The following is a 17,327-nucleotide window of genomic DNA, read 5'->3' on the forward strand; positions in this document are numbered from 1 at the left end:
TCGTCAGTCGTCATCAGCCGCTTCCGTCGGGCATCCAGCCGGTTCGGATCAGCGTTCCGGACGGGCGGCCCGGCGTCACATGGACCCCCCGGCCCGGGGGGAGGACCCGGGGGGCGACGGACCCCAGCAGCGGGCCTTCCTCCGCGCCGCCGGGGAGGACCACCCCGTGCCGGCCGAGGTCGCAGACCGCGCGGAGGAAGGGGTCGGTGGCCCGGGCACGGCCGGCGCCCTCCGCGCGGCGGGCGACGATCACCCGCAGGCCCACGCTCCCCGCCTGATCGAGGAGTTCGGCCAGGGAGGCCAGCGGGTGCGGCTCGCCCTCGGCGAGGGCCTCGGCGATCAGCTCGTAGTCGTCCACGACGAGGAAGATGTCCTTGTGCCCCCGCCGGCCCTGCCGCCGTCGGTCGGCGTCCGGCGTACGGCTGGCGGCGGCGACGCGCACGATCCGGGCCAGGGTGGCAAGACCCGACACGCTGGAAGCGTGGCGGACGAGGTACTCGGGCGGCAGCCGGTCCAGCAGCGTGCGGCGGAAGTCGAAGACCAGGAAGCCGATCTCCTCCGCGCTGTAGCGCTCGGTGAGCCGCCTGACCAGCAGCCGGAGCAGCGCGGTCTTCCCCGATCCGGGGTCGCCGAACACGGCGAACAGCGGATCCCGCTCGAAGTCGACGAAGACGGGGGCCTGTTCGGCCGGGTCCGTCCCGATGGCCACGCCCCGCGGGTCGTCGCCGCGCGGGAGGCGGTCCACGTCCACCCCGGCGGGGGCGGCCGTTCCGCCCTGCGGCACGACCAGCGCCTCGGCGAGACCGAGGCGGTGGAGTTCGGGGTCGGCCGCCTGGATCATCCGGTACAGCCGCTGCACGGCCGGACCGGGCTCGATGCCGAGCTCCGTGCTCAGCCCCTCCTGGAGCCGCCGGTAGGCCTCGATCGCGTCGTCCCGCAGCCCGCAGCGGTACTGGGCGAGCATCAGCAGGGCGCACAGCCGCTCGCGCAACGGGTCCTCGGAGACCAGCTGTTCGAGCTCCGCGAGGAACTCCAGGTGCCGTCCGAGCGCCAGCCCCGTGACGTACAGCTCCTCGCCGGCCGCCCTCATCCGCTCGGTCAGCCGGGTGCGCTCCCAGGAGGCGTACGGCCCCGGTACCCCGTCCAGCGCGGGCCCCTCCCAGAGGTCGAGTGCGGACCGCAGCAGGGCGTGCGCCTCGGACAGGCTCCCGGCCTCCTGGGCCTGCCGGGCCTCGACCAGGCGCTGCTCGAAGACGGCCACGTCGAGCGAGCCCGGATCGACGGTCAGCCGGTAGCCGCCGCTGACCGACTGGAGGATCTCGGGGGCGCCGCGCGGCCCGGTGCGGTCCGCCAGGACGTGGCGCAGCCGAACGACGTAGGTGCGCACGGCAGCCAGGGCCTGGGCCGGTGGGGCGTCGCCGAAGACGGCGTTGACCAGGCTCGCGTTCGGCACCGGTGCCGGGGCGTGCAGCAGCAGGGCGGCCAGGACGGCCTGCTGCTGCGGTGAGCCTGCAGGCCGCGGCTCCCCGCCCCGCAGGACGCGCAGCCGGCCGAGCAGCCGGTAGCTGAGGCGGGTGTCGCCCGGGCCGGGCGGCGGCGCCGTTTCGCGCAGCAACTCCTGGGCGCGCTCGTGCAGTTCGGTCAGCCTGGTCCGCTCGATGTCCGCCAGCGGCCCCGGCACGTCGGCCAGCGGCGGGCCCTGCCAGAGGGCGAGGGCCTCCTCGGCGCACCGCCGGGCCTCCGCCGGGTCGCCGTTCGCGCGGGCCGTCTCGGCGCGTTCCAGGGCCTGCTCGAAGAGCACGGTGTCGATCTGCTCGGAGCCGACGTTCAGGACCCAGGTGTGGTGATCCGCCAGTTCCTCCACCACCTTGCGACGGTCCGACGGTGAGTTGAGGACCCTCACCAACTCCGTTATGTGGGAACGGACTTCTTCGATGTCACGGGCGGAGGAGGTGTGCTGGTGCCGTACCTCCGCGATCAGCACCTCGGCCCGGACGGGGCGACGGCGGTACTTCAGCAGGGCGGCGAGCAGCGCCTTCTGCTCCCTGGACCCGAGCTCCACGGCTTCGTCCCCGCGCCGGACGCGGACCTCCCCGAGCAGCGTGAACCTCAGCGGCGGCGCGGTCGTTCGGCCGGGCCGGACCAGGACGCCGGAGGCGCCGATCCGCTGGAGGACCTCGACGGCGGAGGTCGGCCGTCGGCGCGGGTCCGGGTGCACCAGGTCGAGGACGAGGCCGTTCAGGGCCTCGGGCACTCCGGTCTCCTGGAGAACGGTGCCGAGGTCGAAGAGGTCGACGGTCCGATCCGTCGTGCCGTTCCCGTCCAGGTCGATGCCGAGGTCGCAGAGGGCCGGGCTGCCGTCCGGCCGGATGAGGATGTTGGCGGGCTCGATCCTGCCGTGCGCGAGGCCCTGGCCGTGCAGGTGGACCAGCGCCTCGGCCACGCCGTGGGCGATCACCGCTGCCTCGTGCGGGGGCACGGGGCCGGCGTCGAGCAGGCTCCTCAGGTCCGGGCCGTCGATGAACTCCATGGCCAGGTAGAAGCGTTCGGCGTCACTGCGGGCACTGCGGAAGGCGACGAGGCCCGGGTGGCCGAGCGCGGTGATCTCGGCGAGCCTGCCGGTCTGCTGCAGGAACAGGTCCCGGTCCAGCTCGGGGAGGAGGTGCTCCCGGGCGAAGGTCTTCACCGCGACCGTCGAGCCGTCCCACTCGTCGAGGGCCCGCCAGACCTCGCTCCGCCGCCCCTGGGCGATCCGCTCGACCAGACGGAACCGGTCAGCGACGAGCGGCCGTTCGGCCTCACCCGCCCGGTCCCCGCTCCTCCGCTCTCCGTGCCGACGGTCCTCGTGCCGGCGGTCCTCAAGCCGACGGTCCTCGCGCCAACGGCCGTCGAACTCCCAGATGTGGACGTGGGTGTCCCGGTCGCCGATCGAGGCGATCACGCAGCGGGTCTCGTCGCCGGAGATCCCGACGATCGTCCGCGCGCGGCCGGGGTCGACCACGGCGGCGGCGAAGAACTCGGCGGTTGTGGGGTCCTCGGGCTGCCAGCGGTGGAGGCGTCCGGTGGGGTCGACGCCGACCAGGAGCTGCCGCCCGTCCACTTGGGGCAGCACGGTCATGGCCCAGGAGCGATGGCCGCCGGGCAGGCCCCACAGCTCCAGGCCCGCGTCGCCGTCCAGCCGGCTCCGGACGTGCATCCGGCCGTCGGCGTCGGACGTCCAGAACAGCTGCCCCTCACCGCTGTCGCCGAAGGACGCCATGGCCACCGGAGGTGTGGGAAGGCTGCGGGGGGCCGAGACGAGCGATCCGTCCTGGCCGTCCCAGTAGGCGAGTTCGCCGGTGGAGTCCGCCGTGCAGAGGACGGGCGGGTGCTCACTGACCTGCGCCAGCGCGACGATCGACGGGACGGCTCCCGCGAGGGTCAGTCGGCGGCCCGTCTCCTGCCCGGTCGACACGTCGATGGAGCGGATCACGCCGTCCACGCCGTACACGGCGACGTGTACGTGCCCGGCGCCGTCGAGGTGGCCCACCGCGGCGATCGCCAGCGCCGGGCTGGGCAGGCGGAAGCTGCGGACGTTGGAGTAGGAGTCCTCCGCTCCCTCCGGCCCGACCAGGGCGGCCAGTTGGGCGTCGAGGGGCCAGGTCGCCAGTTCGTCCGGGCGGCGGGGCATCCGGTCGAGCAGGTACTGGAACTCCTGGGCGTACTCGATCCGTCGGTAGGCGTCGCCGAGACGGTGGCGGATCTCCTCCCGCAGTTCCTCCTCGGTGAGGAAGGCGAGCACGACGGTCGTCGCGGAGTCGAGGAACGGCTTTCCGTCGCGCGAGTCGGTCGTGACGATCACCCGGCCACCCTCGGAGTCGAGGAGCCGGGCGAGTTCGCGCGGGTACGAGGCGGCCGACCACAGATCGTCCACGATGACCAGCCAGTTCGGGTGGGCTTCGAGCCGCGCGCCGAGGCGGTCGGCGCTCTCCGCGCCCAGGGCGGCCCGCAACCGCTCGAAACCGGTGGCCATCGTGTCGGCGGTCCGCCCGGTGATCCAGTGGATGAAGGGATGCTGCCCACCGTGCGTTCGGACGTACTCCTGGAGGAGACGGCGCCTCCCCATGCCCTGGGCCGCCTCGACCACGATCAGCCGGGTCCTCGTGCCCCCTGGTTCGCAGGCCTGGGCGAGCCGGTCGAGTTCCTCCTGCCGTCCGATCATCCGGGGTGGGTCGGGTGGGCTGGTGATCGGCGGGGGTGGGGTCAGCAGGTCGCGCCGGAGGGTCCCGCCGCCGACGGCGCTGCTCAAGTGCCGGGCGATCGTGACGTGTTGGCCGCCCGCCCCGGCCAGCACCCGCGCCGCGACCTCGGCGAACGGGCGGCTGCGCTCCGGGATCCGGTGCCGTGAGTCCTCCGTCGCGGCGGCGAGGGCGCGGAAGTCGAGGGTGCCGCCGAAGGTCGCGGCGACCCGGCCGGAGACCTTGGCGAGGACGTGCTCCAGCACCCGGACCGACTCGGTGCGGGTCAACTCCCCCAGCAGTTCCTCCCGGACGCCGTCGACGAAGTCGTACACCACCTCGTCCGGGTCCGCGGCCTTCTCCCGCACCTCGATCAGCCCGGACAGGAACAGCTCGGCCAGTTCCCGCTGGCCCGATTCCGGCACGGTCGACCGCTGGACCAGCCGCATCACCGGCAGGCTGAGCGGCGCCGCCGCCAGGTGGCAGGCGAGCCGGTAGGCGTTCGGGGAGCTGCCGGCCCGGAAGGCGGCGACCCGGTCGGCGGGCGGGCGCGCGGCCGTCTCCCCGGTGCGCGGGCGCGGCGGGCGCGGGACCCCGCTGAGCGGCGCGGCGAGCATGGGGGTCCAGCCGGTGGTGCGGCCCGCGGTGAGGTCGGCCCAGGGGGCGAGCCAGTCGGCGTCGATCTCCAGCACGGGCAGCCAGCCGACCGCGGCCCGGGCCGATTCGCCGGCCCGGCCGCGCGGGATGCCGGGCAGGGTGCTCTCGGTGCGCAGTACGGGGACGGGCCGTCCGTGGGTGGCGGCCCGGGCCTCGACCGGGGCGGGGCGCAGGGCCGTCCGGTGCCAGAGCCGGCGGGGCAGCACCTGGAGGGCGGCGGCCGGTCCGGTGGCGGCGGCGCGGGCCAGGAAGGGCACCAACTCGCTGCCGTACCAGGCCGGTCCGACGCCGTCGGTGAGGACGAACAGGATCCGGCGGGCGTGCGGGTCGGCGAGCGGCCGGGACCAGTTCCGGTCGGGGGTGGCGGGCGGCGGGGCGGCGGTGCGACGGCGGCGGAAGGGGGTGAGGTGCGGGGTCTGCCGGTCGGTGTCGAGGGACCAGGTGCGCACCTCCTCGAAGGCGCCGTGGCGCTCCAGCAGGGTGGCGAGTTCACCGGCGAGGTCGTGCCAGACGGCCATGGTGGCGCCGGTGTCGACCAGCAGGTCGACGGAGTAGCGGGGCCGGGTCCGCTGCCAGACCGGCAGCAGCACCCCGGCCTCGGCGGTGGCCTCCGCCGTCGCCTCCTCGTCGAGGTGCGACGGCCTGCGGCCGCCGGGGCGTTGGGTGAGCGGTCGGCGCAGTGGCCGCAGGGCGCGGGCGATGGCGAGGGCGCCGGGCAGGGCGGGGGGCCGGGTGACCTGGACGACTTCGGCGCCGCGGGCAGGGCTGCCCGGGTGGTGGGGGTCGGTGGGGGCGTGGCGGGGGTGGAGTTCGACCTTGGGGCCGGGCCGCGGAGTGGTGGGGGCGGGCGGTCGGGGGCGGTCGGGGTCGGCGGACGGCTGGTGCGGGTGCGGGTGCGGGGTGGTCGGGGGCGCGGGGTGGCCGCCCGGCGGCTCCGGGTCAGCGTCGGCGTCGACACCGGCACCGGCACCGTCGTCGGCGTCGGGGAGCGGGCCGAGGCCGGCCAGCCGGGAGATCCACAGCGCGTCGGCGAGGTCCTGGGGCCGTGACGCGCCGTCCTCGGGTGCGACGAGGGCGGCCAGCGCCTGCCGCAGCGCGGCGCGCGCCGCCGACGCTCCGTCCGGGCCGGGCCCGCCCGTACCACTCCCGCTCGTACCGTTCCCGCCCGCGCCGGACCCGCCCGTACCGCGCCCGCCCGTACCGAACCCGTCCACCGGCCGCCGCCTCAGCCCTCGTTGAGCGGGCGCAGCAGGACGTCCTGGATGACGTCGCGCCCCGGCCCGCTGCCCCACAGGCCGCGCTCGGCCATCAGCAGGGCGTTGAGCAGCTGGTCGTTGGCCAGGTCGGCGCCGTCCTCGCGCTGGCGGCGCAGGAACTCGGTGATCAGCTCGGCGCGTTGGGCGCCGTCCGGGCTGCCGTCCGGGCCGAGGTGGGCGGCGACCATGGCGGCCAGCCGTTCCTCGGTGGGCGGTTGGATCTCCAGCCGGACGCAGCGGCGCAGCAGGGCGGAGGGGAACTCCCGCTCGCCGTTGCTGGTGAGGACGACCAGCGGGAAGTGGGCGCAGCGCACGTGGCCGCCGCGGACGACGGCGTGCCGGCCGGGGTCGGCGACGGCGACCTCCTGCGGGCCCGGGCCGAGGCGCTGGAGTTCGGGGATCTCGAACTCGCCCTCCTCGAAGACGTTGAGGAGGTCGTTGGGCAGGTCGATGTCGCTCTTGTCGATCTCGTCGATGAGGACGACGCGGGGGGTGCGCCAGGGCAGCAGGGCGGTGCCGAGCGGGCCGAGGCGCAGGAACCGGCCGATGGCGGGCGGCCTGCGGTGGGTGCCGTCCTGCGGCGCGTGCAGGCCGGCCTCGTGGAGGCGGCCGATGGCGTCGTAGGTGTAGAGGCCGTCGCGCAGGGTGGAGCGGCTGCTGATCGGCCAGCGCAGCACCGGGCCGAGGCCCAGCTCGTGGGCGACGGCGTAGGCGAGGGTGGACTTGCCGACGCCGGGCTTGCCGGTGATCAGCAGCGGGCGGCGCAGGTGGAGGGCCAGGTTGACGAGGTGGATCTCGCGCTCGTCGGCCTGGTAGGCGGTGGCCTGCTGGACGCGGCCGAGTCGGCGGGCCGTCAGCCCGGCGGCTTCCTCGGCCGGGGGCGGCGGGAGTTCCTCGTCGTCGTCGACCCAGTCGCCGAAGGAGCGCCAGGCGGGGGCGGGCGGGAGCGCGGCGATGCCGCCGTGGGGCACGCCGGTGCCCCAGTAGATCCACCAGTTCTCGGGCATGGTTACCGCCTCGTCCTCATCGTCTGCCGTTGATTCCCGCTCCACTGCCGACCATCCGTCTCACACCGTCCGCCTCACGCCATCCGTCTCACACCATCCGTCTCACACCATCCCCGGGAATCCGGCGTCCTGATCCGGGTCCAGGCAGTTCGGGTCGTCCCAGAAGAGGGTGACGCCGTCCTGGGCGGGCGCCTGCCGGGTCACCTTGCGGTGCCGGTGGACGGCTTCCGGCAGGTGGGCGAGTGAGCGCGGGCGGTCGCGGCGCAGGGCGTCGACCACGTCGGTCGGGGCGCCCGGGGAGCGGCGCCACAGCATGGCCGGGACGCCGTCGATCTCCACGGCGTCGAGCACGGCCGCGCGCACCCGGGGATCGAGTTCGTCGTACGGGGTGTCGAGGCCGAGGCAGGCGACGGTGGGGCGGCCGTCGAGCCAGCCGGGCAGGTCGGCGACCCGTTCGGGGTGCAGGGGCGGCCAGCCGATGCGGTCGACGGCCTCGCAGTCGAGGGTGTCGGCGAACAGGTGCTCCCACCGGTCGTACCAGGCCTCGGTCTGCAGCCACGGGTTGATGTAGCGGTCCAGGTAGCGGACCACCACCGGGTGCAGCAGTCCGATCCGGCGTCCGTCCAGGGTCGGGGACCACAGTTCGGCGCTGTGGCCGAGCAGTTCCCTGGGCAGCAGGAACTCGATCCGGACCGGGCTGCGCTTGTGCCGGCCGAGCTCGGAGACCAGGGTCTGCCAGCCGGCCAGCCGGGCGCTGCCCTCGGCGACCAGGTCCTCCAGGGCGAGCGAGTCGGTGGCGACCAGGTCGTGGAGGCGTTCGATCGGGCCGCCGGCCAGCGGCTGCCGGTAGCAGGACGCCCGGAGGTGGTAGCGGCCGGCCTCGATGTGCTCCGGGGTCTCGGGTTCCAGCCGGATCTGCACGATCAGGCGGGCGGCGGCCTTCTCCGGGGGCGTGGGGCGGGCGACCGGGAGGCTGCTCAGCAGGGTGCCCAGGTCGGCGAGCCGGGGGTGCCGGAGCAGCAGGTCCTGGTCCCGGGCCAGGCTGTCCAGGAAGGCCAGGGCGTGGCCGGCGTCGGGGCCGCCGAAGTGGTCCAGCAGCCGGGTGAGGACCTCGGGCAGGGTGGTCCGCTCGTCGATGCGGTGGCGGCCGGGCGCGTTCGGGGGCACGTGGAAGAGCAGTCGGTGCGGGCCGGGGGCCGGGTCCAGGGTGCGCAGCAGGGTGATGGCGCGCAGCAGGACGCCGGCCGGCAGTCCGGTCTCGGCGGTGAGCGCGAGCACGGTCACCTCCAGCCAGGGCAGCGCGCCGCCGTACGGGTCGTGGTCCCTGAGCGCCTCGCGGAGCGAGCCGAGCACGGCCCGGGGGTCGCGGGCGCAGCGGATGCTCCGCAGGATCTCCAGGACGTGTTCGCGCGCGGTGTCTGCCTCCTTGACGTCCAGGTGGAAGTGCTTGGACGACGGGGAGCGGCCCATCGTCTCCAGCACTCCCTGCCGGAACTCCCGCCGCTGCATCCCCCGGAAGCCGAACAGGATGTCGGCCAGCAGGTCCTCGGCCTCCTCGAACGGGGCGGCGAGGTGGGTGCCCGGCTCGCCGCCGGCCCACGGCGGCCGGTCGCCGTACGCGCCCGTGTGCATCGGCCTACCAGCTTCCCGGACGGTCGGCGGGGCGGTCCCCGGCGGCCCGGTCCAGTACGTCCCGCAGGTGCGGCAACGCGCCGTCGTGGGGGGCGAGTTCCTCCAGTGCCGTGTACAGCGCGCGCAGCGCCGCCGGGGCGTCGCGGTGGTGGCGGCAGCGGCGCACGATGCGGAACAGGTGGTCGCGGCGGTCGGAGCGCTCCTCGACCTCGAAGGAGTGCGGCAGGCCGAGGTGCTCGCCCATCCGCTCCAGCAGGTCGAAGCGGCCGTCGGCGCGCGCGGTGTACGGGAGGGCCATCAGCGCCGTCACCAACTCGGCGTCGCTGGGCGGTGGTTCCGGCGCCGACCCGGATCCGGCCGCGCGGACCACCGGGCCGAGGAAGGCGAGCAGCGCGGCCAGCGGCACGTACCAGCCGCCCAGGTCCTGCTTGTACGAGCGGCTGCCCTTGAGCACGCCGCGCACCAGCCCGTCCGCTCCGACCAGCATGCTGCCGCTGAGGCCGGGCTGCACGAAGCCGGTGACGGCGATGAACTCCCCGGACCGGCCGACGACCTGGAGGGCCACCGTGTCCTCGTTGACCCCCGGTGTCGGGGTGGCCGTGGAGTGGCCGAGGGCGGTCAGCCACGTGCCCGGCTCGGCCTCGGCGCCCGCCAGCGGGGCCACCGGGTGGCCGGGGGCGGCGGCCGGGACGTCGAGCAGCGCGAGGTCGGGGAACGCCTCGAAGGGGCCGGTGCCCAGGCCGGCGGGTTCGGCCCGGACGGCGCCGGGCGGCACGGGGTGGGTGCTCACGCCGTGCCGCACCACCAGGGCCTCGGCCGGGCCGCGCCGGTCCAGCACCACGTGCGCGCAGGTGACGGCCAGGCCCGGGGCGACCAGGAAGCCGCTGCCCAGGAAGGCGCCCGCGGCCTCGATCCGGACGGCGCAGCGGTGCAGCGCCTCGGCCCGGGCGCGGTCGAGGTGCGGGCCGGTCACTCCGCGGCGGCGGGGGTGGCGGCCTCGGCGCCGTCTCCTGCGCTCGGCGCCGCGCCTGCCCGCTCCCGGCGCGCCGCGAGGTCCCAGGAGAGCTTGACGGTCAGCCCGGCCTCGCTCCCGGCCTCCGCGATGATCCCGAGCAACTGCCCGGACTTCACCGCCAGTTTGAGGCCGAACTCGACCTCGAAGGTGTCCGGCGCCCCGGCCCCGCCCTGGGTGATGGTCTCGGCGGCCCAGCGCCCGATGCCCTGCACCGTGCCGCGCACCTGGTCCAGCGACAGCGCGACCGCCGAGCCGACCCGGGCGGCCCGGTCGCGCAGCCCCACGTCGCCGAACTCGTCCTCGCCCCCGGCGGCGGCGAAGCCCACCTCGCCGATCACCTCGGCCCGCACCGTGGTGCCGTCCCCCAGGTCGATCGTCTCCACCGTCACGTCCCCGGCCATGCCGCTCCCCTCCCGAACGTCCGGGCCGTGCCCGGACCGCCGTCCTCACCTGCGGCCTCCCCGACCGCGCGCGCCACAATACCGCGACCGCGCGGCCCGCTCGATCGTCTTCCGCCCGTCCGGCGGCTCCTCCTCTTCGTGGGTGACGGGTGCTCACCCCTGGCTCCGGGAGGAGGCCTTAGGCGTTGAGCGTTTCTGCGCAGAGCGGGTCGCGGTGGGCCGAGAACGGGGGGACGGGTTGCTCAAAACTGCAGTCACGATTGACATGAACCGCCCGGAGCAGCAAGCTGCTCTTTCGAAACTGCTCAAAACTAGTGTTCTTCAAGCATCTTGGATCATCCGATCAAGCACGCACGAAGGCGGTATCTGCGGTGGACAAACGTGTGCTGGCCCTCGTCTCGGCGTGTGCCCTGGGGGCGCTCGCCCTCACCTCCTGCGGCAGTGGCGGCGGGAGCGGCGGTGGTGGGGCGGACGCCGACGGGAAGGTGACGCTCAAGCTGGTGGCCGCCGACTACGGCGACAAGGAGTCCAACAGCTCGAAGAACTACTGGAACCGGGTCGCCACCGCGTTCACCGCGGCCAACCCCGGCATCAAGGTGGACGTCCAGGTGGTGAACTGGAACGACATCGACAAGCAGGTCAAGACGATGATCCAGAGCGGCAACGTGCCGGACGTCCTGCAGACCGGCGGGTACGCCGACAAGGTCGCCGACGACCTGCTGTACAAGGCCGAGGACGTGCTCTCCCCCGACACCCGGGGCGACCTGATCGACAGCTTCGCCCGGGCCGGGCAGGTCAAGGGCGTGCAGTACGGCATCCCGTTCGTCTCCTCGGCGCGGGCGCTGTTCTACAACAAGGCGCTGTTCCAGCAGGCCGGGATCGGCCAACCGCCCACCAGCTGGGACGAGTTGCGCAAGGACGCCGAGCTGGTGAAGGCCAAGGTGCCCGGGGTCACGCCGTACGCGCTGCCGCTGGGGCCGGAGGAGGCCCAGGGCGAGAGCATGATCTGGGAGCTGGGCGGCGACGGCGGGCCGACCGGCAAGGACGGCGCCTACACCCTGAACAGCCAGGCCAACATCGACACCTTCCGCTGGCTCAAGTCCAACCTGGTCGACCCGGGGCTGACCTACGCCAACCCGGCCACCACCGACCGCAAGACCGCGTTCGCGGACTTCGCGGCCGGGAAGGCGGCCATGCTCAACGGGCACCCGTCGCTGATCCAGATGGCGCAGGACGGCAAGGTCGACTACGGGGTCGCGCCCATCCCCGGCAAGAACGGCCCGCTGGCCTCCACCCTCGGCGTGGCGGACTGGATGATGGCGTTCAAGAAGAACGGGCACCGCGACCAGATCCGGAAGTTCCTCGACTTCGCGTACAGCAAGGACAACCAGGTCGCCTTCGACGAGACGTACAACCTGATGCCGGTCACCCAGAGCGCGCTGCGCGAACTCACCACCGGGGGCAAGCACCAGGACCTCGCGCCGTTCTTCGCGCTGCTGCCGCACGCCGTGTTCTACCCGCTCGGCGACACCACCTGGGACGCGGTCTCGGCCGAGCTCAAGAAGTCGGTCGGCAGCGCCGTCTCGGGCGACCCGGCCAAGGTGCTCGGCGACCTCCAGAAGAAGGCCCAGGACGCGGTCGCGAACAAGTGACGGCCCACTTCGAACAGTTGACGGCCGGCTCCCGTCGAAGGCCGTGAAAGGCACCCCCGTGACTCCCAACCCCCCTGTGCGCAGAGGCCGCCGGTTCGGCCCGCTGCCGTGGATCGCCCCGGCCGTGCTGCTGATCCTCGCCGTGGTGCTGTGGCCGGTGTACGAGATGGTCCGCACCTCGTTCCTGCGGGTCAGCACCAGCGGCTTCGTCCGCGGCTCGGCCGGACTGGACAAGTACCGGAAGCTGTTCGGCGAGACGGACCTGGGCCACGTCCTGCTGGCCACGGTCGCCTGGACCCTCGCCGTGGTCGGCCTGACCATGCTGCTGTCGCTCGCCCTGGCCCAGCTGTTCGACCAGCGCTTCCCGGGCCGGCGCTACGCCCGCTGGGCGCTGATCGCCCCGTGGGCGGCGTCCGTGCTGATGACCGCGATCGGCTTCCGCTGGATGCTGGACCGGACGGCGGGCGTGCTGAACACCCTCCTGACCGACCTCGGGCTGGTCGACGGCCCGCGGGACTGGCTGGGCGACCCGTCGACGGCCTGGCCCTGGATGGTCTTCGTCGCCGTGTTCGTGTCCCTCCCGTTCACCACCTACACCCTGCTGGCCGGCCTGCAGACCGTCCCCGCCGAGGTGTACGAGGCGGCCCGGGTGGACGGCGCCTCGGCCTGGCAGGCGTACCGGCGGATCACCCTGCCGCTGCTGCGCCCGGCGTTCCTGGTCGGCCTGGTGATCAACCTGATCAACGTCTTCAACTCCTTTCCGGTGATCTGGGGCATGACCCAGGGCGGCCCGAGCAGCGACACGGCCACCAGCACGGTGTTCATGTACCAGTTGAAGTCCACCGACATCGGGGAGTCCGCGGCGATGTCGGTGGTCAACTTCGCCCTCGTGGTGCTGATGGTGCTGGCCTTCCTCAAGGTCAGCGGTTGGAACCAGGAGGAGAGCTGATGCTGCGTCAGAACCGCTGGAGGCCGCGCACCCTGGCCCTCGCGGGAGCGGCCTGGCTGCTGGCGGCGGTCTTCCTGTTCCCGTACCTGGAGATGGTGGTCACCGCGCTGCGCCCGGCCGACGAGCTGCGCGACGCGACGTACCTGCCACGGCACTTCGCCTGGTCCAACTTCGTCGGCGTGTGGCAGGAGTCGACGCTCGGCGACAACCTGCGGGTCACCCTGCTGGTGGCCGGCGGCTCCACCCTGCTGGCGCTGCTGGTCGCGCTGCCCGCCGCCTACTACACCGCCCGGGTGCGCTACCGGGGCCGCCGGCTGTTCCTGCTGCTGGTGCTGGTCACCCAGATGTTCCAGCCGACCTCCCTGCTGGTCGGCCTCTACCGGGAGTTCTACCAGCTGTCCATGCTCAACTCGGTCTGGACGCTGATCCTCTGCAACGCCGCGTTCAACCTGGCCTTCGCGGTCTGGATCCTCACCGCGTACATCTCCTCGATCCCGGTGGAGCTGGAGGAGGCCGCCATGCTCGACGGCCTGGGCCGGATCGGGGCGCTGCGCCGGGTGGTGCTGCCGCTGGCCCTGCCGGGCGTGGTCACGGCGGTGATCTTCACCTTCATCTCCGCCTGGAACGAGTTCGTCATGGGCCTGACGCTGTCCACCGATCCGGGCAGCCAGCCGCTGACCGTCGGGATCAACAGCTTCATCGGCAACTACACCGTCCAGTGGAACTACCTGTTCGCCGGCTCGGTCGTCGCGATCGTGCCGGTGGTGGTGCTGTTCGCGGTGATCGAGCGGCACGTGGTCTCCGGCCTGACCGCCGGATCCGTCAAGTAGCGCTCCGAACGACCGAGTCGAGCCCCTGCCCCCTCCAACAAGCCACCGAGCACCCGAGTCGACAGGAGAACCCCCGTGCGCCTGCTCCGACCCCAGCTCCGCAGGGCCGCCCTCGCGGCGGCCCTGACCAGCCTGGCCGCCGTCACCGGCCCCGTCGTACCGGCCCACGCCGCCGGCCCGCCCGCCGCCGTCCTCGACGACGGCCACCAGAGCGTCACCTGGCAGAGCCCCACCTACGCCAAGGGCACCCTCGGCGGCGCCACCTCCTGCCCCGCCGTCGCCCAGGACCCGGACGGCGCGGTCTGCGCCCGCTTCGACCTGACGGTGAACGTCCCGAAGGGCTACTGGGACGACAACCCCGAGGGCGGCGTCCCGATCTCCGTCCAGTGGCAGAACCCCACCGACGACTTCGACCTGTACATCTACGACGCCAACGGCAAGGAGGTCGCCGAGAGCGCGGGCACCGCCGACCCGGAGGCGACGGTGATCCCCAAGGCCTCCGGCACCTACCACGTCCTGGTCGTCCCGTACGACGTGCACGGCGGCTCCTTCACCGGCCGCGCCTACCTGCCGCAGACCGCCGACGCCGGCGACCTCACCTCGTTCAGCGGCGGCAAGGGCAGCTACGACATCGCCGCGGGCACCCTCAAGGCCAAGGTCGACTTCCTCGCCGACGACCAACTGCGGCTGCGCGCCGCGCCGGACGGCACCATCACCGACCCGGCGGGCAGCACCATCATCCGCAAGCAGCCCGAACTCCAGCCCCGCACCTCCTCGTTCGACGCCGGCGACTACTACGGCATCCGGTCCGGCCACGTCGTCCTGCGGGTCTACAAGCACCCGCTGCGGTTCGGCCTCTACCAGGCCGACAACCGCACCGCGATCTGGCAGGAGAACGCCCCGCTGCGCTGGTCCACCAGCGGCCTGCGGCAGAGCCTGACCCGCGGCGCCGACGAGCAGTTCTTCGGCGGCGGCGAGCAGAACGGCAGCTTCTCGCACCGCGACCAGACCGTCCACGTCGCCAACAGCACCAACTGGAACGAGGGCGGCTACAACAACTCCCAGCCGTTCTACGTCTCCAGCGGAGGCTACGGCGTCTTCCGCAACACCTTCGCCCCCGGGATCTACGACTTCGGCTCGCCGGTGCGCACCGGGCAGCAGGAACGGCGCCTGGACGCCTACTACTTCACCGGTGACGTCAAGTCCGTCATCGGCCAGTACACCTCGCTGGTCGGCAAGCCCTTCATGCCGCCCGTCTACGGCCTGGAACCCGGCGACTCCGACTGCTACCTGCACAACGCCAACCGCGGCGAGCGCCACACCACCGACGCCCTCAAGGTCGCCGACGGCTACGTGCAGAACCAGATGCCGCTCGGCTGGATGCTGGTCAACGACGGCTACGGCTGCGGCTACGAGAACCTCCCGCAGACCGGCGAGGGCCTGCGCAAGGACCATGCCCAGCTCGGCCTCTGGACCCAGAACGGCCTGCCCAACCAGGCCGAGGAGGTCAAGGCCGGGGTCCGGGTGCGCAAGCTCGACGTCGCCTGGGTCGGCAACGGCTACGACTTCGCGCTGAACGCCTGCGACCAGGCCAAGGCCGGCATCGAGGACAACAGCGACGCCCGCGGCTTCGTCTGGCTGCCGGTCTCCTGGGCCGGCGCCCAGCGCTGCGGCGTGCTGTGGAGCGGCGACCAGAGCCTGTCCTGGGACTACATCCGCTGGCAGATCCCCACCTACGCGGGCGCCACCATGTCCGGCATCGCCTACAACACCGGGGACGTCGGCTCGATCTTCCGCCGCGACCCCAAGATGTACACCCGCGACCTCCAGTGGAAGGCCTTCCTGCCGACCATCATGACCATGGACGGCTGGGCCAAGGACATGACCGGCAAGGAGCAGCGCGACCAGCAGCCCTGGCTGGACGGCGAGCCCTACACCTCGATCAACCGCAAGTACCTGCAGCTCAAGGAGCGCCTGCTGCCGTACATGTACACCCTGTCCGCCGAGGCCACCCGCACCGGCATCGGCGCCGTCCGGCCGCTCGCCCTGGAGTACCCGCACGACAAGGACGCGCTCGGCCCGAACGCCAAGTACGAGTTCCTCGCCGGGCCGGACTTCCTGGTCGCCCCGGTCTACTCCGACACCTCGGTGCGCAACGGCATCTACCTGCCCGAGGGCACCTGGACCGACTACTGGACCGGGCGCACCTACCAGGGGCCCACCACCATCGACAACTACTCCGCCCCGCTGGACACGCTGCCGCTGTTCGTCAAGGGCGGCGCCATCGTCCCGATGTGGCCGCAGGGCACGCTGTCCTGGCAGAACCGCGACCGCGGCGAACTCGACTACGACCTCTACCCGCAGGGCGACTCCTCGTACACCCTGTACGAGGACGACGGCGTCACCCGCCAGTACAACGCCGGGTCCTCCGCCACCCAGCAGGTCGAGGTCCACTCCCACGGGCCGGTCACCACCGTCGAGGTCGGTGCCAGCCAGGGCAGCTACACCGGCAAGCCGGACGCCCGCTCGTACCGCTTCACCGTGCACGGCCAGTCCGCCCCGCGCCTGGTCGTCACCCAGGGCGGGCGGCTGCCCGAACTCGAGTCGGCCGCCGCCCTCGACACCGCCGCCTCCGGCTGGTACCACGACCCGGCAACGGGCGTGACCCACGTCAAGACCCCGTCCGTCCCCACCGACGACCAGTTCTCGCTCCACCTGATCCGCTGAACACTGGTCCGGAGGCCGGCTGATCGGCCTGCCCGCTGATCGGCCGGCTGGCTGATCGGCCGACCGACCGCCCGAGGCCCCCGGCACACCGCCGGGGGCCTCACCGGCGTCGGGCCCGGCTTCGCCGGTGCTCAGGTCTGCTCAGGAGGTTCCGGTCGCGGCCCGGAGTCTGCCGAGCGCGGCCATCCGGCGCAGGACGGGGACGGGGATGGCGGGGTTACGGACGGCGTGCTCGGCGCTGTCGGCTTCGAGCAGCAGCGTCACCAGCAGATCCGGTGGCAGGGCGGGGTTGAGCCAGGCGCACCCGCGCACGCCTCCGTCCGGGTCGGTGACGAGCCCTCGGAGCGATTCCGGCGAGAGGCGCCGGTCCCGGCCGGCGGCCGCGCGCACGAGCGGATCGGGGTCGCGGCTGAACTGCTCGACGAGGGCGCCGGTCGAGGCCGGGTCGTCGAGGGCGAGGGCCCGCAGGCGCGGGTTGGGGTCCGTCGCGAAGCGCAGCAGGCCCTCGCGGGGGAAGTTGGGGTGGTTGTGCGGTCGGCCGGGGAAGGACAGGCTCCCGTCCCACCACGCGGCCACGTCCAGGAGCAGCTCCGGCGGAGCGTCGTCGCACGACTCGGCGAGGAAGAGCCGCACGATCCGGTCCCGGTCGCGGGCCAGCCCGGCCACCACGTCCGCGGGCAGGCGCGGCGCTCTGGCGACGCTGCGGCGGACCAGCAGTTTCGGCGAGGCCGCGAGCTGACGCATGGCGTCGGCGTCCCCGTACAGGGCGCCGATCCACCAGAGCGCCGTCGTCAGGCCCTCCGGATCGATGTCGGGGACGTCGGCGGCCATCGCCGCGATCTCCTCCGGCGTCCCGGGCGGCGGGGGGGGGGGGGGGGGGGGGAGGGGGGGGGGAAGGGGGGGGGAGGGGGGGGGGGGTGGGGAGGTTGTGCCCCGGCTGGGGAGGGAGGGGGGGGGGACACATGGTGGGGGTGTCGAGCGTGC

Annotated in this window: 10 protein-coding genes; 4 read left to right on the plus strand and 6 right to left on the minus strand. The window is 73.5% G+C overall.

Going from position 1 to position 17,327, the window contains the following annotated elements:
• Nucleotides 1-13: 13 nt before the first annotated feature.
• The 5 genes from ACZ4W5_RS29625 to ACZ4W5_RS29645 form a co-directional block, all read right to left on the minus strand.
• On the minus strand, nt 14-6,088 hold the full coding sequence (locus ACZ4W5_RS29625) for an SAV_2336 N-terminal domain-related protein (protein ID WP_465657970.1): 6,075 nt from the start codon (nt 6,086-6,088) through the stop codon (nt 14-16).
• An 11-nt stretch (nt 6,089-6,099) separates the two neighbouring features.
• Nucleotides 6,100-7,137 carry an AAA family ATPase gene (locus ACZ4W5_RS29630; RefSeq protein ID WP_465657972.1) on the minus strand — a complete coding sequence of 346 codons (1,038 nt, stop codon included), beginning with the start codon at nt 7,135-7,137 and terminating at the stop codon, nt 6,100-6,102.
• A gap of 102 nt (nt 7,138-7,239) precedes the next feature.
• Nucleotides 7,240-8,769, minus strand: coding sequence for a VMAP-C domain-containing protein (locus ACZ4W5_RS29635; protein WP_465657973.1), 1,530 nt, complete (start codon nt 8,767-8,769; stop codon nt 7,240-7,242).
• Between the two features lie 4 nt (nt 8,770-8,773).
• Entirely contained in the window at nt 8,774-9,742 is a 969-nt protein-coding gene (locus ACZ4W5_RS29640) for a trypsin-like peptidase domain-containing protein (RefSeq protein WP_465657975.1), read from the minus strand.
• Nucleotides 9,739-10,185 (minus strand): CU044_2847 family protein, encoded by a 447-nt coding sequence (locus ACZ4W5_RS29645; protein ID WP_402480764.1) that lies wholly within the window; start codon nt 10,183-10,185, stop codon nt 9,739-9,741. The genes ACZ4W5_RS29640 and ACZ4W5_RS29645 overlap by 4 nt, the downstream gene beginning before the upstream one ends.
• 371 nt (nt 10,186-10,556) lie before the next feature.
• Here ACZ4W5_RS29645 and ACZ4W5_RS29650 point away from each other — a divergent pair, with 371 nt between their 5' ends.
• The 4 genes from ACZ4W5_RS29650 (at nt 10,557) to ACZ4W5_RS29665 (ending at nt 16,343) form a co-directional block, all read left to right on the plus strand.
• Nucleotides 10,557-11,837: an extracellular solute-binding protein gene (locus ACZ4W5_RS29650; protein ID WP_465657976.1), complete on the plus strand. Its 1,281-nt coding sequence runs from the start codon at nt 10,557-10,559 to the stop codon at nt 11,835-11,837.
• Nucleotides 11,838-11,913: 76 nt separating this feature from the next.
• Entirely contained in the window at nt 11,914-12,786 is an 873-nt protein-coding gene (locus ACZ4W5_RS29655) for a carbohydrate ABC transporter permease (RefSeq protein WP_360242010.1), read from the plus strand.
• The gene (locus ACZ4W5_RS29660) at nt 12,786-13,616 is read left to right on the plus strand and encodes a carbohydrate ABC transporter permease (protein WP_360242013.1); all 831 of its coding nucleotides are present in this window, start codon (nt 12,786-12,788) and stop codon (nt 13,614-13,616) included. The genes ACZ4W5_RS29655 and ACZ4W5_RS29660 overlap by 1 nt, the downstream gene beginning before the upstream one ends.
• Nucleotides 13,617-13,691: 75 nt before the next feature.
• A complete protein-coding gene (locus tag ACZ4W5_RS29665) occupies nt 13,692-16,343 on the plus strand; it encodes a glycoside hydrolase family 31 protein (RefSeq protein ID WP_465657978.1) in 2,652 nt (883 codons plus the stop codon).
• A 141-nt stretch (nt 16,344-16,484) separates the two neighbouring features.
• Here ACZ4W5_RS29665 and ACZ4W5_RS29670 read toward each other — a convergent pair whose 3' ends face one another.
• On the minus strand, nt 16,485-17,174 hold the full coding sequence (locus tag ACZ4W5_RS29670) for a hypothetical protein (RefSeq protein ID WP_465657980.1): 690 nt from the start codon (nt 17,172-17,174) through the stop codon (nt 16,485-16,487).
• Between the last annotated feature and the right edge of the window lie 153 nt (nt 17,175-17,327).

Source organism: Kitasatospora sp. NPDC029367 (genome assembly GCF_055569135.1).